This window comes from Fictibacillus halophilus (assembly GCF_016401385.1).
Lineage (GTDB): Bacteria > Bacillota > Bacilli > Bacillales > Fictibacillaceae > Fictibacillus > Fictibacillus halophilus.
Genome location: NZ_JAEACF010000001.1, coordinates 1,667,555 through 1,687,012 on the forward strand (window position 1 = coordinate 1,667,555; position 19,458 = coordinate 1,687,012).

Annotated in this window: 26 protein-coding genes; 6 read left to right on the forward strand and 20 right to left on the reverse strand. The window is 36.7% G+C overall.

Annotated features, from left to right (window positions below; genetic code table 11):
* Positions 1 to 41: 41 nt before the first annotated feature.
* The 4 genes from I5J82_RS08635 to I5J82_RS08650 all read right to left on the reverse strand — a co-directional run bounded on the left by I5J82_RS08635 (position 42) and on the right by I5J82_RS08650 (position 2,450).
* Positions 42 to 581, reverse strand: a complete 540-nt coding sequence (locus I5J82_RS08635; protein ID WP_198767524.1) for a P-loop nucleotide/nucleoside kinase family protein — start codon at positions 579 to 581, stop codon at positions 42 to 44.
* Between the two features lie 16 nt (positions 582 to 597).
* On the reverse strand, positions 598 to 870 hold the full coding sequence (locus tag I5J82_RS08640; RefSeq protein ID WP_198767525.1) for an AbrB/MazE/SpoVT family DNA-binding domain-containing protein: 273 nt from the start codon (positions 868 to 870) through the stop codon (positions 598 to 600).
* A gap of 270 nt (positions 871 to 1,140) precedes the next feature.
* Complete coding sequence (locus I5J82_RS08645) at positions 1,141 to 1,851, reverse strand: class I SAM-dependent methyltransferase (RefSeq protein WP_198767526.1); 711 nt, start codon at positions 1,849 to 1,851, stop codon at positions 1,141 to 1,143.
* A gap of 56 nt (positions 1,852 to 1,907) precedes the next feature.
* Positions 1,908 to 2,450, reverse strand: coding sequence for a TetR/AcrR family transcriptional regulator (locus I5J82_RS08650; RefSeq protein WP_198767527.1), 543 nt, complete (start codon positions 2,448 to 2,450; stop codon positions 1,908 to 1,910).
* A gap of 95 nt (positions 2,451 to 2,545) precedes the next feature.
* Between I5J82_RS08650 and I5J82_RS08655 the strand changes: the two genes are divergently transcribed.
* Positions 2,546 to 2,989 carry a hypothetical protein gene (locus I5J82_RS08655; RefSeq protein ID WP_198767528.1) on the forward strand — a complete coding sequence of 148 codons (444 nt, stop codon included), beginning with the start codon at positions 2,546 to 2,548 and terminating at the stop codon, positions 2,987 to 2,989.
* Between the two features lie 48 nt (positions 2,990 to 3,037).
* Here the strand turns inward: I5J82_RS08655 and I5J82_RS08660 are convergent, their stop codons facing one another.
* Together I5J82_RS08660 and I5J82_RS08665 are read right to left on the reverse strand one after the other, a co-directional pair.
* Positions 3,038 to 3,721: an N-acetylmuramoyl-L-alanine amidase gene (locus I5J82_RS08660; RefSeq protein ID WP_198767529.1), complete on the reverse strand. Its 684-nt coding sequence runs from the start codon at positions 3,719 to 3,721 to the stop codon at positions 3,038 to 3,040.
* Positions 3,722 to 4,071: 350 nt separating this feature from the next.
* Positions 4,072 to 4,908 (reverse strand): AraC family transcriptional regulator, encoded by an 837-nt coding sequence (locus I5J82_RS08665; RefSeq protein ID WP_198767530.1) that lies wholly within the window; start codon positions 4,906 to 4,908, stop codon positions 4,072 to 4,074.
* 185 nt (positions 4,909 to 5,093) lie between these two features.
* Between I5J82_RS08665 and I5J82_RS08670 the strand changes: the two genes are divergently transcribed.
* Positions 5,094 to 5,807, forward strand: coding sequence for an SGNH/GDSL hydrolase family protein (locus I5J82_RS08670; RefSeq protein ID WP_198767531.1), 714 nt, complete (start codon positions 5,094 to 5,096; stop codon positions 5,805 to 5,807).
* Positions 5,808 to 5,861: 54 nt separating this feature from the next.
* Here the strand turns inward: I5J82_RS08670 and I5J82_RS08675 are convergent, their stop codons facing one another.
* The 3 genes from I5J82_RS08675 to I5J82_RS08685 form a co-directional block, all read right to left on the reverse strand.
* Positions 5,862 to 6,734, reverse strand: a complete 873-nt coding sequence (locus tag I5J82_RS08675; RefSeq protein ID WP_198767532.1) for a helix-turn-helix transcriptional regulator — start codon at positions 6,732 to 6,734, stop codon at positions 5,862 to 5,864.
* A 194-nt stretch (positions 6,735 to 6,928) separates the two neighbouring features.
* Positions 6,929 to 7,402 carry a YjdJ family protein gene (locus I5J82_RS08680; RefSeq protein ID WP_198767533.1) on the reverse strand — a complete coding sequence of 158 codons (474 nt, stop codon included), beginning with the start codon at positions 7,400 to 7,402 and terminating at the stop codon, positions 6,929 to 6,931.
* Between the two features lie 143 nt (positions 7,403 to 7,545).
* Positions 7,546 to 7,983: a VOC family protein gene (locus I5J82_RS08685; protein ID WP_198767534.1), complete on the reverse strand. Its 438-nt coding sequence runs from the start codon at positions 7,981 to 7,983 to the stop codon at positions 7,546 to 7,548.
* 293 nt (positions 7,984 to 8,276) lie between these two features.
* Between I5J82_RS08685 and I5J82_RS08690 the strand changes: the two genes are divergently transcribed.
* The gene (locus I5J82_RS08690) at positions 8,277 to 8,930 is read left to right on the forward strand and encodes a M23 family metallopeptidase (RefSeq protein WP_198767535.1); all 654 of its coding nucleotides are present in this window, start codon (positions 8,277 to 8,279) and stop codon (positions 8,928 to 8,930) included.
* A 54-nt stretch (positions 8,931 to 8,984) separates the two neighbouring features.
* Here the strand turns inward: I5J82_RS08690 and I5J82_RS08695 are convergent, their stop codons facing one another.
* The 6 genes from I5J82_RS08695 to I5J82_RS08720 form a co-directional block, all read right to left on the reverse strand.
* Entirely contained in the window at positions 8,985 to 9,734 is a 750-nt protein-coding gene (locus tag I5J82_RS08695; RefSeq protein WP_198767536.1) for an ABC transporter permease, read from the reverse strand.
* A complete protein-coding gene (locus tag I5J82_RS08700; protein WP_198767537.1) occupies positions 9,735 to 10,496 on the reverse strand; it encodes an ABC transporter ATP-binding protein in 762 nt (253 codons plus the stop codon).
* A gap of 120 nt (positions 10,497 to 10,616) precedes the next feature.
* Positions 10,617 to 10,958, reverse strand: coding sequence for a DUF1048 domain-containing protein (locus I5J82_RS08705; RefSeq protein ID WP_198767538.1), 342 nt, complete (start codon positions 10,956 to 10,958; stop codon positions 10,617 to 10,619).
* A 58-nt stretch (positions 10,959 to 11,016) separates the two neighbouring features.
* The gene (locus tag I5J82_RS08710; protein WP_198768957.1) at positions 11,017 to 11,337 is read right to left on the reverse strand and encodes a PadR family transcriptional regulator; all 321 of its coding nucleotides are present in this window, start codon (positions 11,335 to 11,337) and stop codon (positions 11,017 to 11,019) included.
* Between the two features lie 267 nt (positions 11,338 to 11,604).
* Positions 11,605 to 13,788, reverse strand: a complete 2,184-nt coding sequence (locus tag I5J82_RS08715) for a type IA DNA topoisomerase (protein ID WP_198767539.1) — start codon at positions 13,786 to 13,788, stop codon at positions 11,605 to 11,607.
* A gap of 108 nt (positions 13,789 to 13,896) precedes the next feature.
* The gene (locus I5J82_RS08720; protein ID WP_198767540.1) at positions 13,897 to 14,130 is read right to left on the reverse strand and encodes a hypothetical protein; all 234 of its coding nucleotides are present in this window, start codon (positions 14,128 to 14,130) and stop codon (positions 13,897 to 13,899) included.
* A gap of 264 nt (positions 14,131 to 14,394) precedes the next feature.
* Here I5J82_RS08720 and I5J82_RS08725 point away from each other — a divergent pair, with 264 nt between their 5' ends.
* Entirely contained in the window at positions 14,395 to 15,012 is a 618-nt protein-coding gene (locus tag I5J82_RS08725; RefSeq protein WP_233096437.1) for a hypothetical protein, read from the forward strand.
* 29 nt (positions 15,013 to 15,041) lie between these two features.
* Positions 15,042 to 15,683 (forward strand): hypothetical protein, encoded by a 642-nt coding sequence (locus I5J82_RS08730; protein ID WP_198767541.1) that lies wholly within the window; start codon positions 15,042 to 15,044, stop codon positions 15,681 to 15,683.
* Positions 15,684 to 15,781: 98 nt separating this feature from the next.
* Here the strand turns inward: I5J82_RS08730 and I5J82_RS08735 are convergent, their stop codons facing one another.
* The 4 genes from I5J82_RS08735 to I5J82_RS08750 form a co-directional block, all read right to left on the reverse strand.
* Positions 15,782 to 16,060 (reverse strand): hypothetical protein, encoded by a 279-nt coding sequence (locus tag I5J82_RS08735; protein ID WP_198767542.1) that lies wholly within the window; start codon positions 16,058 to 16,060, stop codon positions 15,782 to 15,784.
* Positions 16,061 to 16,157: 97 nt separating this feature from the next.
* Entirely contained in the window at positions 16,158 to 16,337 is a 180-nt protein-coding gene (locus I5J82_RS20335; RefSeq protein WP_233096438.1) for a hypothetical protein, read from the reverse strand.
* 270 nt (positions 16,338 to 16,607) lie between these two features.
* Positions 16,608 to 17,072: a GNAT family N-acetyltransferase gene (locus I5J82_RS08745; RefSeq protein ID WP_233096439.1), complete on the reverse strand. Its 465-nt coding sequence runs from the start codon at positions 17,070 to 17,072 to the stop codon at positions 16,608 to 16,610.
* Positions 17,073 to 17,191: 119 nt separating this feature from the next.
* On the reverse strand, positions 17,192 to 17,719 hold the full coding sequence (locus I5J82_RS08750; RefSeq protein ID WP_198767544.1) for a P-loop nucleotide/nucleoside kinase family protein: 528 nt from the start codon (positions 17,717 to 17,719) through the stop codon (positions 17,192 to 17,194).
* A 274-nt stretch (positions 17,720 to 17,993) separates the two neighbouring features.
* Between I5J82_RS08750 and I5J82_RS08755 the strand changes: the two genes are divergently transcribed.
* The gene (locus tag I5J82_RS08755) at positions 17,994 to 18,245 is read left to right on the forward strand and encodes a YuzF family protein (RefSeq protein ID WP_233096440.1); all 252 of its coding nucleotides are present in this window, start codon (positions 17,994 to 17,996) and stop codon (positions 18,243 to 18,245) included.
* A 353-nt stretch (positions 18,246 to 18,598) separates the two neighbouring features.
* Here the strand turns inward: I5J82_RS08755 and I5J82_RS08760 are convergent, their stop codons facing one another.
* Positions 18,599 to 19,384, reverse strand: coding sequence for a cupin domain-containing protein (locus tag I5J82_RS08760; protein WP_233096441.1), 786 nt, complete (start codon positions 19,382 to 19,384; stop codon positions 18,599 to 18,601).
* Positions 19,385 to 19,458 lie beyond the last annotated feature (74 nt).

Here is a 19,458-nt window from a genome sequence, read left to right on the forward strand (position 1 = left end):
TTTCCACTTAAAAACATGCAGCTTCTCTGGTTGCATGTTTTTTATATGTGTATCAACCGGTCTTCAGTCTTTATTTCCTGAATGACTTGTTGCATGTCATCAGTAGTTAGGAGACTTGTATGAAGAAGATGTTTAGAATCTAAGTCTGATTTCAAAAACTCATGAAAAAGAATCAAACACCTTTCACCCATTCGATCTTCGTCATTGCGCAACGCATCTCTTTTTACCAACGTATCCTTATCTGCCCAAAGAACAACGTATTTGATCGTAACGCCGAAATCACTCAACTGTTCTCTTAACCATTCAACATCCTTGGGAAAGATGATGTAATCAATCACAACGTCACAGCCATAATCAATGAAGTTCCTTGTAAGTTGAAGAATGTTATTCCAGATCAAATCATGCTCCTGTTCACTTTCCCAGGGCTTCTCTCTTCCATTAATGTGCATATGACTGATATCATCACCCGAGAGGTAGGCGCTTTCGGGTAAACTTTTTACAAGTTCAGTTGAAGTTGTTGATTTCCCGACTCCTGCAGGTCCTGACAGGAGATAAACGGTTCTTGCATGCTCTCTTGTCACTGGTGTTCCTCCACACTTAAAACTTTAATTCTAGTTCTTCTAAAAGTGCTCTTGCACCGTTCGGACTAAGTACGAACTTTCCGCCTGCATACGTGGAATTTTGATCTGTCACTTCTCCTGTAATCACACAAGAGTTATTAGCTATGTATTTCTTTAAAATAATACGGTCATCTTCTACAAATATCTCTATGCCATCCTTAATGTCTAGATCCATCATTCGGCGCAATTCAATCGGAATAACGATTCTTCCTAACTCATCCACTTTTCTTACGATCCCCGTGCTTTTCATTTGTTCTACCTTCCCTTTCATTCCAAGCGGATTATTACATTCTGTATTAAAGTTGCCACACTTGGTAAATTATGTTTTTTATGACTGAATTAATCATCTCAAAAACTTCTAAAAATAGGAAGGGGATTTGGGTTGGGTTAATTTATTGAGTAAATAGAACTAATTTAAAAGAACAAAATGCAAAAATACGATTTTTTGTATTTGTCATGAGGCAAGAATCCTATAACTTTTTCCCAAAATAAAAGCTTGCAGGAAAATTCCCTGCAAGCTTTAAACAGATTTTTTCATTACGACATAGGTTATGGCATTAGTCGTAAGAAGGACAGGTCTTAGATTACGTACGATTTTAAAACTTAACGGATTTATGACTGCTTTTAAAATTTCCCAGTTAGGATAGGAATTCTTAAGCAATTTGCTCATATCATTCGTATTCATGTTAATTTCAATAAGAGCTTCTAGTGGTGTTTGAGTTTCTAGATCAGTCTCTGTGACTTCGGAGTTTACAATCAAGCAATTTACCCCACCGTTACGAGTTCCTTTTTCCATTCGTTGAAGAACCGTCCTTAAAGATTCAACAGAATCAGCATGTTCTAGACTTGAAACAGCTACGATCAAATCATATGCATCTTCTTTGATTTCATATGTGCTTATGTCTGCATTAATAGGCGTGATATGATCCAATACTTCAAACTCTTTGCTATATTGTTCTAGTTTTTCAAGTGCAGAGTCTAGGAAGTCGACACAATCAATTTCAACACCTTGTTCTATAAACGCCTGAGCTAATGGAATACTATTTCTCCCCACTCCACAGCCTAAATCTAATATCTGAATATCTTGCAATCCACTCAAAATAGGAACTAACTCCATGACTGTTCTTACAGGTCTATTAAGCCATGAACCTTTTTCGAACAGTTTATAATTGTCATAACAATAATCATGGTATTCTTTTTCTTCTTGACGAATTCTCTCTAATTTATTCAAGCTCAAGAATCCTCCATTCATCAAACAGGAATCAATTACGCTCACTACACGGACAACTATTTTTGAAAATCAGAAAATCCTTCTAATGCTTTATTAATATTAGGCTCAAAATCAATCGCATCAAGCATAGCAATTCCTTCTACTATAATGAACGTTAAAGGTGCTAGTTTCTCTTTTTCTTCATCGTCAGCTTGAATGAGTTCAGAACAGTATTGGATAAAAATATTCCCGATCTGTTTGGCAATTGGATAATAAGGCTCTTCTTTTTTCGAAGCTCGTGCAATTAACTCGAGCCAGAGCTGAATGTAGGGTTTCACGACAGGGTTTTTGATCAATTGGTAAAGATGCGGTACTAATTGATTAAAAGGAATAGGAACTGTTTGCGCCTGTTCAAGAATAGTAATCAGGTTATCAGATATCTGGGTTAACACTTCTGTCATTAGCTCTTCTTTGTCTTGATAATAATGAAGCAGCATTCTGTCACTCGTCCCTGCAGCCTGTGCTAAACTTCTTAAGCTTCCTGACTGAAGACCGTTTATGAGAATATGGTTCGCCATTTTTTCTTGAATCTCTTGTTTTCGTAATTCGCCTTTTTTCATCACATTTTCCTCGTTGCATTTTTTATGTAGTATATGCTACATTTTAATTATGTAGCAAGTGCTACATTTTTGTGAAAATGGGAGGGATCTAATAAATGAAGAATAGTGAAGTTGCAGAAGTTAGCGATTTAGAATCACCACGTTTTTTCAGTAAAAAACAAACAGCAATTTTATTCGCATTCGGAATTATATTTTGGTTCAGTGGTGCAATGGCTGTTAAATTTGGGTATTCCATGGGTTTATTTGGCCATACGGGCAGTCTGATTTCTTTCGCTCTTGCTTTACCAGTATCTTGGTTTTCTGTTTTACTTATCGTGAAAGGTGCAGATCTTAAGCCCCTACAAATTGTTCCTGGAATCGGTTTAGGTCTTGCAACAGCTACATTCTTTGATGGAATTGTTCTAACTTGGGGAACTTGGGTTTATGGTACGAATTCAGATCAGATCAGTTTTGGTGCAGCATGGATCTTATGGGGTGCCTTTACGTTTTTGGCATTCGCATTTTTGGAAGCATACCGAAAAGGAATAAAATTGGCTTAAAGCGTTCAAAAAAATACCAAGTACACTTTAAAAGCGGTGTACTTGGTATTACTTTACTCTTAAGATTTGACCTGGAAATATGCTGTAGTTACTATCTAGATTGTTCCAGCTTTTGATTTGTTGAATCGTGCTTCCGTATTGTTGGCTAAGAGAATAAACCGTATCTCCACTCACTACAGTGTGATAAATTGCTTTTTTAGGAAGATTGAAGCTCTTCACAATCCCATTTACATGTCCTCGCGCAATACTTTCAATAAATGACGTTGTTTTCAACTTATTTGCATCATTCACATTATCTATAAACCCATTCTCTGTTAACAGAGCAGGCATATTTGATTCACGCAATACATGAAAGTCTGCTGTCTTTTGCCCACGATCACTAAAATTCACAAGTTTTAAAATTTCCGCATGGATATTATCTTGATACGTCGTTGTAGGTGCTATGGAACCTGGATAGACGTAATCTTCATACCCTGTTCCACCGCCTGCATTGGTATGAACGGATAAAAAGAAATCAGCTCCCCATGCGTTTGCAGCATCGGTTCGTTCTGTTAATGACTTTGTTACATCTGATGTCCTGCTCATCAAAACGGAAACATTGCTATATTCAGCAAGTAAAATATCTCTTATACGAAGTCCAATTTTTAAAGTAAGTGCCTTTTCTGTGAGGTTATTAGCAACCCCTCCAGGATCAGTTCCTCCATGACCTGGATCAATAAAGATTTTCACCATTTTCATCACCCCTATTATTCATCATATGATGGAATCTATGAAAAGGTTTGTACAATTTACTAGAGTTTATCTAGCCTTAAACGCCTTTTGTTGCATAGTGTCCAATCAACTAGAGAACTCCTTTCATAATCTACTACATAGAGAGTGTAACGTCTCTATAAAATGCACTACAAAGATATGGGGTGTCTTTTATGCGTAATTTCTTAAGTCTATTAGACGGATTATTTGCTGACAAAAAAATCCGCAAGACTCCACAAGACAAAAAAAGAATTGGCTAAAAACAAATTGCCTAACTATTTGAAGTTAGGCTAGACGTACATAATATATAAGAGGTTTATATTTTTCTCTAATTACCTTCTTACAATTGGAATCCAGATTTCAGCACTTCTCCCAGACTCCCCTACAAAGTAAACCTCAATCTCTGGCAATCCAGCATGTTGGTAGTCCGTTGCCGGAAACCACTCCCGATAGATTCGATGAAATCCACTCTGTATAGCTTCAGGAAGTGAGCCATGGCAAGGAAAAACAGCCCATGTAGTAGAGGGGATTCTCTTAACTGTCAATCTTTCAGAAGAGGTTACTACTTCTTCCTTTCTGCCAATCATATATGTAAAGTCCTCATCAAAGTTTAATGTTAGACCAAGTAAAGAGTTACTAATAGACTCTTGATTGATATCATCTATCGTTCCATCCCGCCTACACTCTCCCCAGAAATCTTGTCGTGTTCGACCTTCGTTTCCACAAGTTAGAGTAGTCGTTTTTCCGAAAACTATGAAAGATTCTTTTTCCTCAATTAAATAATCCAGTTCACGATCTCCAGAAACGGTAAGTTGGAACGAGATGCGTGGGAATGCTTTCAGTGATACACCCGATTGACGAGCTTCAGATGGTGAGATACCATGGATTTTCCGAAATGCCTTAGAAAACGATTCTGGGGTTTTGTACCCGTATTTCAATGCTACATCGATCACTTTGGAGGGAGAAACAGCCAGTTCTTGAGCAGCTAAGGTCAGCTTTCGTTTCCGTACATATTCCGCAACTGTCATTCCAGAAATCATAAAAAACATTCGTTGAAAATGGAAAGGTGAAGAATACGCTACCTTCGCAATCGCGTTGATATTTAATGGTTCCTCCATCATACTCTCTATGTAATCTAAAGCTTCTTCCATCCGATTCAGCCACTCCATACTAAACCACCTCTATAATATTGCTCGAAAAGATTGATAAAATATAACTTCGCTCCTCTGCTTTGTTAACCTGCTATTATTCTCTTTTCATACCAGTTCGTTAAAAGCACGGAATGACAGGATACCCAACAATACTGCTTCTATAATGAAATGGAAAAGTACAAATTTATGAAAAGAGGGATTAGATGAAGAAAAGCATGGTTAGTTTGATTACAGTCGGGCTATTATTCTCCAGCGGTTCAGCTACTTGGGCTCACCCATCTAAACAGAAAAAGGTGGAGTATGTTGCGTTAGGTGATTCCATACCTGCTGGGATGACGCCTTATGGTAACTATGATGAAAGTTATCCGGATATGCTAAAAGATATGTTCCAGCGCTCAAACACTAAACTAAAAGACTATGACAATTTTTCAGTTTCAGGTTATAGCTCAGAACAATTGAAGGACGATGTTGAAAATAACTCTACTATTCGTAACGAACTTCGTGAGGCTACTCATATTACGATTACGATTGGAGCCAACGATCTGTTTCAAAAACTACTATCTGACCCATCAACCGCACAACAAGGAATTGATGCAGCAAGTTCAAATTTAAACGATATTCTACAAATGATTGACGAGTTAAACCCAAAAGCAAACGTCTATGTCATGGGCTATTACAATCCTTTTGCTTATTATCCAAAAGAAGTTCAGAATTTCCTTGTTCCCCTTTCTGATACCTTGAATCATGAAATTGAAGTTCGAGCTATAGAAAACGGTGATACATATGTCCCTACTGCATATGTCATCGATCCTGAGTTTGAAAAATACATGCCTAACCCTGAAGATAACCATTTAAATGTGAAGGGATATAAGGTGATCGCTAAAGAATTTTGGAAGGTTATGAAAAAAGATAGATGAGAAAAAAGACTCGTCAATGGCGAGTCTTTTTTCATTAAAACACTTCACTAATCCTTATTCATCAAATCCTAAATTTATCGGTTGATCTGGTAAATTCTCAGATCCCATCATATTGGTAGTTGGCTCTGATTCATCTACTTCTACAAACTGAAATCCGTCTGCCCATACTTTCCCTTGTCCGGCTAAAAGCACCCCAAAATGCATAGACGCACTTTCAGCAGGAACATCGAGTACCACTTTATAATAGTTCCAATCAGAGGTTCCTGAAATTGACCGGTTGTCCATATTGTCAAATTGAACAACATCCCCTGATTGATTGTCTACGCGAAACCATGCTCCACACTTTGTTACATCCTCCGTTTTTAAATAGCACGACATCTTAATTCTTTTTCCTCTGAATCGTTCTGCTGAAATACTTTGCATCATCGTACCAAATTGTCCTTCTCCCATATCCCCTGTTGAATATAAAAGACCTGATTTGGTTCCAGTATGGAATACCTTATCATCCGATTCCATGCAATAATCACTTGGATGCGATCCGCTCAACATCCACCCTTTTACTGTTGTTGTTTGGTTCATTTCATTTTCCTCCATCCCACTAATGGTTCTCATCAGTTTTCGATATTTTCCCGGTGGCATGTTGTACAGTTCTTTAAATGAACGTGTGAAAGCTTCTTGTGATTGAAACTGTAATGAAAATGCGATGTGTAAAATGGACTCATCCGAATAGAGAAGGTACATGGCTGCTATCGCTAAACGCCGCTTACGAACATACTCACTTAACGTTTGGCCCGTTTCTTTCTTAAAGATCCGCGATAGATGAAATTTCGAATACCCTACTTTATTTGCATAATGTTCTAGGAACCAGTCATCTTGTAAATGTTCTTCAATGTAACGAATGGTCTCCTTCGTGACTTCACTATACATCCTGCTCACCTCACTATTATCATAATAGAAGGTGTAAATGAATTTTTGATATTATTTGCTAATCTATCTATTTTTTTCATACTTTTTATGAACATCACACTAAATAACACAGCGGAAGTTAATTAGTTCATTAGTTATAAAAAAATGCACTTCCTCTTCTCGAAGAAATGCAATCATTTAGTAATTATTCGCGCTTAATATACCTCTTGATTATTCGATGTGAATTTTATTCTCAACATTACTGCAACGATGCTACTCGACATTCCAGCTAGTAGAAACAGCCAAGTAAACCATTCCAGACCCATAGTAGGGGATCTAAACGTTAACGAACTGGCTAAAAATAGTGTAAGTCCCAGTATGCCGAAAAATAAGCTCAGTTTGTTCGTTTGATTTTTTAAAAGCCATGTAGCAATTAATACAAGCATATACAACAAGCTAATTGTCATGAGTATGGGGAATACTGGTTTAAATTTTGCTGCGTAGATGAAATGATCCAATCCTGAGATATCAGATACATTTGTTACAGCTCCATGTTTCCATGTTGAAAAAATAGCCGAGTACTTCCATTCCCACTGTGTATCTCTTAATTCACTTCCTTCATACCATGCTGAGAACGTTGAAAATAAAAATACTAAGATTGATAAAACAAATTGAATCATATACGACATAGCTAGCATTCCCTCTCATTCATATGTTGTTCCTTATTTTACCATGCGAGGTTTGATCTTTGCTAATTACTATTAGACTAAATTTCTTAAGGTCAGTTAATTTTAATCGAAGAACATTGAGAACGATATCCTAGTCGTTTTAATTATCCGATTTTCTCCGCTAACTCTAGAATTATTCCTTCTGGACCACGAACGTAGCAAAGTTTATAGCTAATCTCGTATTGCTCGATCTCACTAAAAGTTTCCATGCCCTTCTTTTCCAATATAGCAACAATCGCCTCTAGATTCTCAACCGCAAAGCAAATATGTCGGATGCCTAGCGTATTTGCATAAGGTTGTTGAGTATCTGAATCATCTGATGGCGTATGAAATTTGACTAGCTCTATCCAGGTCTTACCATCAGGCATTCCTAATTCTACACATTCAGTTTTTACATTTTCAAGTCCAACAAGCCTGTCCAACTGATTTCCTTGCATTTCCCATTCCGCTTTCACTTCAAGTCCTATTTCAAGGAAGAATGCTTTCGCTTCTGAAAGTTTGTTTACGTTTATACTCACATGATCGATTCTATTAACCTTCATAATCAATTCCTCCGATGTTCATTTTGGCTCATAAGTTATATTCGATCGAACCACTTTTAAACCTTTTCTGAAATGAAAGTTCCCTTCTTAAAGCTAAATACATTCAAAGCTATCCATCCTATTTTAAAATACTTATCTAGTTAAATAGATTCACACAAAAACTACTAAAAGTTCACTTTCCAAAATTACTTCTATAGTAAGACATTATCATTTTTTTCCAATGTTTCTGATTTCCATATACATATTACCTTTTCTGCATTATATTGGAACACATTAAGAGGAGGAGAGTTATTATGAAAAAGTTTCTTAGTCTATTCACTGTGTTTATTTTTTCACTCGTGCTCGTTGCTCCATCGTTTGCGTCTGCAGCTCAAAAGTTGATTCAACCAATCAACAACGCGTATATTACCGCTGGTTTTTTGAATGCTAACTATCAGCAGAAATTTGGCTTCAAACATTATGGATGGGATTTAACTTCAACTAACAGCAGCAGAGCGGTTTGGGCGAGTGGAACTGGAAAAGTTTTAGCTACAGGCTACGATAACGTTTTAGGTAACACCGTCATTGTGAAATATCCCGCATCTTACATCCATTCAACAGGTGCAACAAAAGATCTTGTGTTCCGATATAATCACTTAGCTTCTATTGCCGTATCTAAGGGGCAAAGTGTTACAAAAGATACTCGATTAGGTAACTATGGAAATACAGGTATGTATTCGACTGGTCCACACCTTCACTTTGAAATTGATACAGACACCGTTTATTACCAATACTCTCCTACACTAGGATCGAGTTCAAATATTATAAAAGCGGGTACTGCTAGCACGGTGCTATCTCCGAAAAATGTTCTATATACTAAAGTCTCTAATCCTGATAACCAGAGCATTTATATCGTTGGAGATGGCTATCAATCTTCCTCTGAAGATGACCTTCCTTTTAAAAACTAATAACAAAAGAGACAAAGCAACACTCGCTTTGTCTCTTTTTATTGTTCACTTCATTTATCCCAACTGGCCTTTAAACTTTTTACTGGCAAAGAAGTAAGCAATCACCATAATTCCGATACACCAAGCAAGCGCAACCCAAATATCATTTCCAACTGATCCATCATACAGTAGAGCACGAATTGCGTTCACAATGGATGTTACAGGTTGATTCTCAGCAAAGATTCGTACAAGCTTAGGCATTGTTTCAGTTGGAACAAATGCTGAACTGATAAAGGGTAGGAATACGAGCGGGTAGGAATAAGCTGTTGCTCCTTCCATAGAACTTGCTGTTAAACCCGGAATAACGGCGAGCCATGTTAGTGCTAGTGTAAATAGTCCAAGTATTCCCGCTACAGAAAGCCAATCTAGAAGTCCTGCGTTAGAACGAAAACCCATCAGCAAGGCGACTAGGATAACAATCAAGATGGTAATGGCATTTGAAACAAGTGAAGTACATACATGTGCCCACAATACCGACGATTGTTTAATCGGCATAGTTACAAAACGAGCCATTAATCCACTCTTCACATCTGTAAACAGTCGAACAGACGTATAAGCCACGTCTGATGCGATCGCCATCAGCAAAATTCCCGGTAATAAGTAATTCACATAGTTGTCTGTCCCTGTCTCTATCGCACCGCCGAATACATAGACGAACAATAGCATCATCATAATCGGTGTGATTGCCACCGTGATAATCGTATCCGGACTTCGCATGATATTACGCATTAAACGCCCTAATAAAGTTCCTGTTATACTTTTCATTTACACACTCTCCTTTTTACCGATGATGTTGAGGAAAATATCCTCGAGCGATGGCTGCTTTTCAACGTACTCCACTTTTGCTGGCGGAAACATCTCTTTCAGTTCTTGCAGTGTTCCGGTCTTAATGATTACTCCACCATGTAATATCGCGATACGGTCTGCGAGCTGCTCGGCTTCTTCCAAGTATTGTGTGGTCAGTAATATGGTCGTGCCTCCATTCGCAAGTTCCTTCACTGTATTCCAAACTTCAATACGTGCTTCAGGATCAAGTCCCGTTGTTGGTTCGTCGAGAAAAATAACGTTCGGTGTCCCAATCAGACTCATGGCAATATCCAGCCTTCGTTTCATACCACCCGAATATTGATCTGCTCGTTTGTTCGCGGCTTCCGTCAAGCTGAATCTTGCAAGTAATTGATCTGCTACTTGAGCTGGGTTGTGAACACCTCTCAATTTAGAGATCATCATCAGGTTCTCCCGCCCAGTAAGCATTCCGTCTAAAGCTGCAAACTGCCCTGTCAAACTAATGCTCTGGCGAACTTCATCGGGTTGACGATCGATATCGTATCCACAGATGTGTGCTTTCCCTTCATCTGCTTTCATTAGTGTAGAGAGAATGTTGACGATCGTCGTCTTTCCCGCTCCATTTGATCCTAACAATGCGAAGATTTCTCCCCTGTGCACCTCAAAACCTACTCCTTTTAAAACTTCCTTATCTTTGAAAGACTTTTTCAAGCGTTTTATAGAAATCGCTGTTTGATTCATGATTTTCCTCCTAATAGATTATGACTTTCACTATTCAGTAACACTTATAATAAGTATCACTTAGTACCTAACAAAAAATTAACTGAATAGTTCCCATTTCAAGCTATTCAGCCATATATGTTACTCTTTTTCTAATTCCTTCTTAATACTTTGGTTCAGATCTTCACGATATTTAGCAAAATAGGTTTTGGCGTTTGTTACGAGTTCATCTGCGAAAGATGCCACGTCTTCCCCTGTAATGTCTAGCACGGGTCTCCCTTCAGCTGCTCCCGCTTCAAACAAATCAATCAACTCATACTGAATGTGTAGCATATCCATGCCGTTGCCCGCTGAGAAGTTCCACATATAGTTTTGAATCTTTTTAAATACAAACTGATAATCCTCTGGAAGTGCTTCAACACGAGCCATCATCATTTTGTATTCTTTCTTATCGCCGATCATCTTTTTAATCCATTCCAACATATTTCTTTCCTCCTTTTTATCCCTTCCATTCAAAATGCTAAAGAAACACTTTATGAGCTTAATGTGATTTCAATAAATTAATCTTTGAAGATACGAAATCCCATTTTCGCCAAAATGATTCAAGTTCTTGTCTGCCAGCTTCATTAAGCGTGTAAAACTTTCGAGGCGGCCCCATATCTGATGGCTTCTTAACTATGTCTACTAATTTCTTTTTTTCTAACCGTACAAGGATCGTGTATACCGTACCCTCCACCACTTCTGTAAATCCTAAATCGTTTAAGCGTCGTGTAATCTCATAGCCATAGGTTTCATGACGACTGATAATTTCTAATACACAGCCTTCCAGTGAACCTTTTAGCATCTCTGTTAAATTTTCGATGTCAGGAGCCTCCTTCGTTTCATCTGACTTATAATAAGTATGACTTAGTACCGTTGCAAAAAAAAATTGAAATCACTCTTACTATTTAGTATTACTTATTACCTCTACATTGTATGACTGAGTACCATAAATGTCAACCGTTTTCCAAAAATAAATTTTTACTGTTTATAAAAGACTCGTCTCAGACGAGTCTTCAAATTATGATGAACTTAATAGAGAGCAAAAGTAGCAATATACTTTCTACCTCTCCTAAACCAAAATCAATCTTTACTTCTTCACAAACTGATTATTAGCAAACTCAAACCCAACCGTTAGATCCTCCTTTAAAATTAACATCGCACTAAACTTTTTCTTTTCTTTCGCTTTTGGTTTAAAACCTTTAATAAGGCTTGTTTTCCCTTTCGTACAAAGATCCTTCACCTGTTTTTCCGTAATCGTCTTACCAAGTAATTTCCCTGGAAAAGTTTGTTTGCAACCATTAGCATGTTCTGAGCAGCGATAATAGGAACGACTTACGCTGATCTTTCCTTTTTTACACCGAGGACAACTAGCAATCGGTTTCTGACTCACATTCTTAACTCCATCAATACTCTCCTGAATAGGTGCAGCATTCAATTGTCCAGGTACTTCTTCAATTAATTTGTTAAGAAACTTTGCGATGCTTCCCAAAAAAGCTTGAGGTGTCCCATCTCCGTTTCCTATTTTCTTTAGATAGGTTTCCCATTTGGCCGTCATGGATGGACTCGATAGCAGGTTACCTTCTATCGACTGACACAGAATCTTTCCTTTATCAGTAATGTGAACAATATTCTTTTTCACTTCAATGTATTGATGCTTTTTAATGGTCTCAATGATTCCACTTCGTGTCGCTTCCGTACCTAAGCCTTCTACCTCTTTTAATATTTCACTTTCTTCTTCATTCTCAACCGACTTACCACACGTTTTCATCATTGAGATGAGTTGACCTTCTGTATAAGGTTTAGGAGGGGTAGTCATTCCTTCTTTCATTTTGACGAAACTTTTCACTTCTTCCCCTTTTTCAAGTTTCGGAAGAGCTTGTGCTGCTTTTTCATCTTTATTAGCATTTGGGTTTTCTTTGTCCTTTGATCCATAGTTAAAAAGTTCTTTCCATCCCTTACTGATCTCTGTTTTTCCTACGGACTCGAAGTCTAAACCATTCACGCTCGTTGTTACTTTTGTCTCTTCGTACACATAATCGTGATGAAACATCGCAAGCGTCGTGTTTAACACTTCAAAGTAAATCTTTTTCTCTTCAATTGATAACCCTTGAATTTTTGCTCGGGTTGGAACATTTTTTGTCGGAATAATTGCATAGTGTTCTTGAACCTTTGAAGAGTCTACATATCTTTTACTAGGTCGTTTAGAAGCTGAAGAAAAACGATTCTCTATGAGATCTTGATAAGACTCAAGATTAGCAGATAGATACGCGAACTCATTCTCTGTAATGTACTGGGTGTCAGTTCTTGGATACGATAGAATTTTCTTATCGTACAACTTCTGAACCGTATCTAAAACCTTTTTAGGGCTGTATTTCCATCTTCTGTTTGCTGTTGCCTGCAACGTCGAGAGCGCATGCAACTTAGGTGATTTGATTCTCATTTCTTTTTTCGAAACGGCTTTAATGATACCCGTATCTTTACCAGTAATGTTGTGCTTGTCCAGCAGTTGTTGTACTTCCTCTTGTTTTTCGCTTTTAATTCTTGCTTTGCCTTTATACTTTCCGTTTGCGGCGGTAAAGTTCCCTTCAATCTCATAAAAAGGCTTTGCCACGAAATTCTCAATCTCGAGGTGCCTTTGATAGATCAAGTACGTTGTTGGCGACTGCACCCTACCGATGCTCAAGCTATCCGTTAGTCCCTTTTGCTGTAAAAGTAACGTATAAAGGCGGCTTCCGTTCATGCCAACAAGCCAATCAGAAATCTGACGTGTTTTCGCTTCGGCATACAGCAAGAGATCTTTCTCATTATCATGTAAGTTAGAGAACCCTTTACGGACCTCATCAACTTCTAGAGAGTTTATCCAAAGTCGTTTGATGGTTTTGCCTCTCACACCTGTCAAATGATAGATCGAATAAAAGATGTTCGAACCTTCACGATCCACATCACATCCGTTAATGATGATATCCGCTTCTTTAAATAAGCGTTTTACCGCGTTAAACTGTTCATACTTCCCCGTTGCGACCTTAAATTCATAACGTTCAGGTAAAATCGGTAAAGAAGACAAACGCCATGTTCCCCACTCAGACTTATATTCTTTGGGTTGCTTCAGCTCGACCAAGTGACCGATGCCCCATGTGATTATGGCGCCACTTGGGAAGGTGCTGCATGGGTTTAATTCTATATGCGTTTTGTCTTTTTTCTTTATTGAAAAGGCATCTGAATAAGCCTTAGCTTGGGATGGCTTTTCTGCTAAAATAACTATTTTACTCATAGGAATTCACCTTTTTACTGAAATTTTTTACTTAAAGAAAAAGAAAATAAGGGAAGCGATACACCACCCTTACTCTACTTTTCTATTTGACTGGTTATAAATGTTTATTTAGAGAAGGCTTTTATCTCGACTTGTATCATCTAACGTTGGCAAGACGTTCTCTAGATCCAGAATGTCTTTTTCCCTAATTAACGAACTGCCACCTTTATATAAAAGCTGAATTTCTGGTCTTATGTATGGAACTCCTGCAGAAGTCTTCAATTCGATATCAGTTAGCTTCCTTCTTATTGTACCATTTCGCTTGTAAATCCAATAATCATTCTCTGAATCTATGATCATCACTTGAAAAGCCCAAGTGGATTCTCCCTTTTTCTTAACCCATATATTATCAAAATGAGAATCTAGCTTTTATAACATACAATACAAAGTATGTGGATAAATAGTAAATACTCATCTTTCAAGAATTTAAAAGTAATAACACCACCTAGTAAAGAGTGGTTTTAAAAAAAAAACAGTTCCAAGGAAATAAATGCTATATTTTTCTTTAGTAGAATAGTATAATTAAATAGTTTTCGCAGACAACATATGATTATAGGGGGTTTTATCTTGCGTAAATTTTTGCTTTTAATTTTAGTTCTAGGAGTTTCTTTATTAGGTGCTTGTTCAAATAACGAGCAAACAAATGAGGAGAAGACTACTTCTGCCAGTAAGGAAGAAAAGAAAGATGGCGTTTCAGTTGATAAAGGGCTTTTAAATGTAGAAGTTACTCTACCCGCTTCTTTTTTTGAAGGAGAGGATATAGATTCTACTATCGCTGAAGCAAAAAAAGATGGGGTTAAAGAAGTAACTAAAAACAAAGATGGATCTTTAACTTATAAAATGTCGAAATCTAAACACAAAGAAATGATGAAAGAAGTAGAAACAAGCATTAAAGAGTCTGTTGAAGAAGCCAAAACTAGTGGAGACTATGCTTCTATAAATGACATCACTTATAACAAATCATTTTCTGAGTTTACACTCTTAGTAGATAAAGCAGCCTATGAGAATAGTATGGATGGTTTTGCAGCTATAGGCTTTGGGATGACTGGTATGATGTACCAAATGTATAACGGAGTTGATTCGGATGATACGAAAGTAACTATTTTTGTAAAAGACAAAGCTACAGAAAAAACATTCGATGAAATTGTATACCCTGACGCATTGGAAGAAACAAGCTCAAATTAAGTCAAATTCTAAAGCTAGGAGGAAAAGATATGAACATAAATTTAAAAAAGAGAATAAATCTATCACTGATAAGTTTTCTTACGATCGGTTTACTTAGCGCATGTGGACAAGATACTAAAGATGTATCTATTGATGAGACTAAACAAGAAACCAAGGAATCTTCGAGTAATTTAACCAATTCTAAAGAAAAAAAAGAGTCAAAACTTGGTTCTAGAACTAACCCAGTTCCCTTTCAAAAAACAGCGACTGTTGACGATGAAATAATCAACGATAATGGTGATTCATTTAAAATTAAACTTGATTTAACCGTTACAGAGGTAGTTCGCGGTGAAGCAGCTTATAACAAACTTTATGAAATGAATGAATTTAATGAAAAAGCACCAGAAGGATACGAATGGGTATTAACAAAAACCAAAGTAAAATTAACAGAATCTGAAACAGATGATTTGGCATTCCTAGTTGATGGAATAGTTAATTTCTCAATGGTAAGCGAAAATGGTGATATATATAGCGGAGATATTACAGCTACAACTGAACCTGATTTTAGTTTTGAAATGTATACAGGAAATGAAAAAGAAGGATATATTGCTAATCTTGTAAAAACAGGCGAAAAAGCTCAACTGCGTTACGAAAATATGCTCGACGGGCAGGTATTTTTTAATCTACAATAATAAATACATTTCGCGAAAAAGTTAAACTATAACCCGAATTAATATCTTATTCGGGTTTTTTCACGTTTTTATATTGCAGAATTCTACGACTAAATGTATCAAGTTCTATCTAATCTCTCTGCTTTATGCTTTGCATATAGACCGGCTTTAACGAGGCCAATAGAAAAAAGAGAAAGTATGCCATTATAAACAATTGCAAAGTAAGCTAATTGAGGAACCTCAAATTTAATTGAGTAAAAATAACCTGCTGCCATACTCATTGAAACAATATAAATAAATGGAATTCGATTTAAAGAGTAGGTAATTGCCCCACTAATTATTAGAACCAAAGAACCCATGATAAAGAATTGATTGATAAATACAAACAGAAACTCCATAAAAGTTCCTCCAAATATCTCGCCATTTTGTTATTTATAATCATATTATTGTAATATTTTTTAGCTTTAAAAAGTTATAAAACTCAATTTGCGAACCCTACACTTTCTCAACCGAACTACTAGTCGCAAATATCCCAGCTAGCAAGGTTATTAAACCGATGATAAAAAATGCTGGTAATAACAACATCATCATACCTACTGCAGCAAATCCATCTCCCACTGCTAATCCAACTGGAATAGAAATAAGGAATGTTAAAAACGGGTTAAACCCTATCATAATAAATAGTCCCCACACTACGCATTTCCTCTTTGTTGTTTTTCCTTTTGTGAGCTTTATTGCCAACACTGCTAACAGCAACAGTGCACCTATAGCTATAACAAATGCCATTGTCATTACCCCACTTTTTATCGAGTCATATCCATTTCAACGTTAATAATGGTTAAAATGGATCTATTTTAACTATATGCTCACATTTTACTCAATAGCTCACGTTGATTTTCCTACCTCTTAAACTATGTAAACAATCTTAGATGTTCCAAATTGTCATTAAACAAACAGTGCCATCATAATTAAATCTTGATATTGACCCTTCATTTTCACAGCTTTTGCTTTTCTTCCTTCTTCCACAAAGTTCAAAGATTTATATAATTTAATTGCTCCATGGTTGTCTTCCATGACTTCAAGACAAATCTTTTCGATGGTTTCGTTGTTCCTAGCCCAGGTAAGTAGTGATTCTATCAGTGCTCTTCCAACGCCATGATTTCGATATTGGGGTAAGACGGTCATCGCAAAAGAACCTTGGTGTGCTATTTTTTCTTTGTTTCCGTTTTTAAAGTCCATTACACCTACAACCTCGTTTTCAAATTCAGCCACAAGTTTAATATAATTTGGGTTTGCAGAGTAATATTCTAATTCCTTTTTGATATCTTCCAGATTTAACTTTGCAAGATCTTCCACAGTACTTAACATGTAGGGAGCATCGACTAATGCTTTTGGTGCTGCACTTAACATCATTTCCGCATCGTCTACAGTAGCCTCCCTTATTGTTACATTTTTCCCACTTTTGGTTTTATAAACGTTACTATGAGTTGATAGAATACTAACGCTCCCTTTCAGATGTAATGTTTGATTTAATTTACTACTACAATTTCCCCTTCACCACTAGGGACTTCAAAACCGTTAAGATAAGAATTTAACAGTTCATCTGAAATCGGGAAAGAATTTGCATCAAAGCGTTTGTTCCTTAACTTTAACCGCTTCCTTAACTCATCCGTATGAACTTTTAAATAGATAAGTTTCCATTTACCGCCAGAATTCTCAATTAGCTTTTTATATTCGTTCCTTCTTGCTCGATCCCAGAAACTAAAATCAACGACAACTTGTTGTTTTTCGTGAATCAACTGAATTAAACGCTTTCGTAATTTATCCTCTGCTTCTTTTCTGTATTCCTCAAACCTTTCCATTGGGAAATCGATTCCCCAACGGCCATTGGTTGCCCATATTTCCTCATCAATTGAAAGACGCACAAAACCGTTCTTCTCTAACTGTTGTGAAAAGGTGGTTTTTCCTGACCCGGCCACACCACACATCATTACAACTAAAGGAGTTACAGCATTTTGTTCACGGTAGATTAATTCAAAATTAAATACATCAAACATCTGCTTACCCCTTCCACACTAGAAATGTATGTTTAAATTCATTTTAAAAATTCCCCGTATCAATCTAGAAAATTTTTATTAACCGTTCTCTATTATATGTAAATTTTTTTACAAATTATTTAGTTCAATAAAAATAGCATTTCTCCTCCTTGAAGCAATGCATCGGATAGCTGAAAAACTTATACCATCCAAAAAATATCATGAAGGGAACGTGTCAAGCTATGCTCTCATAATTTATTGAGGTAATGAAGCATTTTACATTGGAGGAAAGGGAATGAACCCTATGTATGCTTATCGCAATCCGCAAACAACTCAAAATGGACCTATGCAAGTTATAGTCATAGAACCTTTTGTATATGAAGCGTTACGAAGTTTAATAGGAAAAAGAGCCGTATTAGATACCACACGCGGTTCTGTTAGTGGAATGGTTATTGATGCAAAGGTTGATCATGTTGTCATTCAAGAGCATGATTCTACATTCTTTGTTCGTCTGAGTGAAATTGTTTGGATAATGCCAGAATCATAAATACTATTATTTAGCTACACCTTTAGGCACTCCACAGATTTCCATCCTTAACTCAAACAGACTACCATTTTTAAAAATGGATTTGTCTGTTTGAGTTAATATTTTTCTGGTGTAGTCTACTCAGACTAGATTCTAGTTCAAAGTAATGGAGTAAAAATAAAAAAAGGAACCCTAATCAAAAAGGCTCTATTATCATAAACAAATATAAGCTTTAAACCGTTTGATAAGAAAAAGTGAATCCTTAGCAGAATTCTATTGAACCTTCTATTACGAATTTATAAAGTAATTGGACCCCTTTTTAGAGTCATTTCTTAAATGACACGTATACATAGTAAGTAAAAGATGCTAACGGTTTATTCACTTGCTTCAGCAGCCATTGCACTTGCTTTCGTTTTATGGACGGTTCCGAATGGATGTTCTGGTGGAGCATAGATCGCATACAGTTTTAAAGGCTTATTGCCAGTGTTGGTTAAATTGTGCCACTTACCCGCAGGAATCATAATGGCAAAGTCGGCATAAGCTTTAACGGCAAAGTCTAGTTTATTTTTGGAATTACCCATCTGAACGATCCCTTCACCTTCTTCGATTCGTAAGAACTGATCAGTATTTGGATGGACTTCTAATCCGATATCATCTCCAACATTAATGGTCATCAAGGTTACTTGCAAATGCTCGCCAGTCCATAAAGCCGTACGGTACGTATCATTTTGTTTAGATGCTTCTTCAATGTTAATAACTAATGGCTTTCCTCCATAATCTCTTATTTCCGCTAAGCTATCTCTGTATAACCATTCCATTTGAGATACACTCTCCTTTTTTTGCTCAGAAGCTTGCATGAAAACATGCTGAACATAAGGATGATTACTTTGCTGACAGATCTCCTTATAAGCATGACAACCTTCTGTTTCCGCATCATAAACTTTTCTCAATCCATCTTTGTAACTGTAGAGAGCGACCGAATATACACGATATTCTGGCTGGAATCCAGTAAGAGAGATATAGAGTTCACTAAATTTCTGCAAATTATATCGATTAGCTTCAAGTAATTGTAGAATGTGAGTTCTATGAAGCTCATTTGGCGCAATTTGTGCTAGGCTCTGGGATAAGCTAATCGCTAAAGCTTCTCTCTGAATAGCCATAAGAAAGGGTTCTGCTTGTGTATACACTTTACTCATTCCCTTCAGAACTTTTCAGATTATCATATGCCTATGTT

Coding starts and splice junctions, on each gene's coding strand:
- I5J82_RS08685 (WP_198767534.1), bottom strand. CDS start 7,983: ATGAAGGTTAATAGAATCGATCATGTGAGTATAAACGTAAACAAACTT.
- I5J82_RS08640 (WP_198767525.1), bottom strand. CDS start 870: ATGAAAAGCACGGGGATCGTAAGAAAAGTGGATGAGTTAGGAAGAATC.
- I5J82_RS08750 (WP_198767544.1), bottom strand. CDS start 17,719: ATGTTTGATGTATTTAATTTTGAATTAATCTACCGTGAACAAAATGCT.
- I5J82_RS08745 (WP_233096439.1), bottom strand. CDS start 17,072: ATGTTAAGTGCAGCACCAAAAGCATTAGTCGATGCTCCCTACATGTTA.
- I5J82_RS08705 (WP_198767538.1), bottom strand. CDS start 10,958: ATGTTGGAATGGATTAAAAAGATGATCGGCGATAAGAAAGAATACAAA.
- I5J82_RS08700 (WP_198767537.1), bottom strand. CDS start 10,496: ATGAATCAAACAGCGATTTCTATAAAACGCTTGAAAAAGTCTTTCAAA.
- I5J82_RS20335 (WP_233096438.1), bottom strand. CDS start 16,337: ATGATAGGGTTTAACCCGTTTTTAACATTCCTTATTTCTATTCCAGTT.
- I5J82_RS08660 (WP_198767529.1), bottom strand. CDS start 3,721: ATGGTGAAAATCTTTATTGATCCAGGTCATGGAGGAACTGATCCTGGA.
- I5J82_RS08655 (WP_198767528.1), top strand. CDS start 2,546: ATGAAGAATAGTGAAGTTGCAGAAGTTAGCGATTTAGAATCACCACGT.
- I5J82_RS08650 (WP_198767527.1), bottom strand. CDS start 2,450: ATGAAAAAAGGCGAATTACGAAAACAAGAGATTCAAGAAAAAATGGCG.
- I5J82_RS08675 (WP_198767532.1), bottom strand. CDS start 6,734: ATGTATAGTGAAGTCACGAAGGAGACCATTCGTTACATTGAAGAACAT.
- I5J82_RS08680 (WP_198767533.1), bottom strand. CDS start 7,402: ATGTCGTATATGATTCAATTTGTTTTATCAATCTTAGTATTTTTATTT.
- I5J82_RS08695 (WP_198767536.1), bottom strand. CDS start 9,734: ATGAAAAGTATAACAGGAACTTTATTAGGGCGTTTAATGCGTAATATC.
- I5J82_RS08715 (WP_198767539.1), bottom strand. CDS start 13,788: ATGAGTAAAATAGTTATTTTAGCAGAAAAGCCATCCCAAGCTAAGGCT.
- I5J82_RS08760 (WP_233096441.1), bottom strand. CDS start 19,384: ATGGCTATTCAGAGAGAAGCTTTAGCGATTAGCTTATCCCAGAGCCTA.
- I5J82_RS08670 (WP_198767531.1), top strand. CDS start 5,094: ATGAAGAAAAGCATGGTTAGTTTGATTACAGTCGGGCTATTATTCTCC.
- I5J82_RS08665 (WP_198767530.1), bottom strand. CDS start 4,908: ATGGAGTGGCTGAATCGGATGGAAGAAGCTTTAGATTACATAGAGAGT.
- I5J82_RS08730 (WP_198767541.1), top strand. CDS start 15,042: ATGAACATAAATTTAAAAAAGAGAATAAATCTATCACTGATAAGTTTT.
- I5J82_RS08755 (WP_233096440.1), top strand. CDS start 17,994: ATGAACCCTATGTATGCTTATCGCAATCCGCAAACAACTCAAAATGGA.
- I5J82_RS08690 (WP_198767535.1), top strand. CDS start 8,277: ATGAAAAAGTTTCTTAGTCTATTCACTGTGTTTATTTTTTCACTCGTG.
- I5J82_RS08735 (WP_198767542.1), bottom strand. CDS start 16,060: ATGGAGTTTCTGTTTGTATTTATCAATCAATTCTTTATCATGGGTTCT.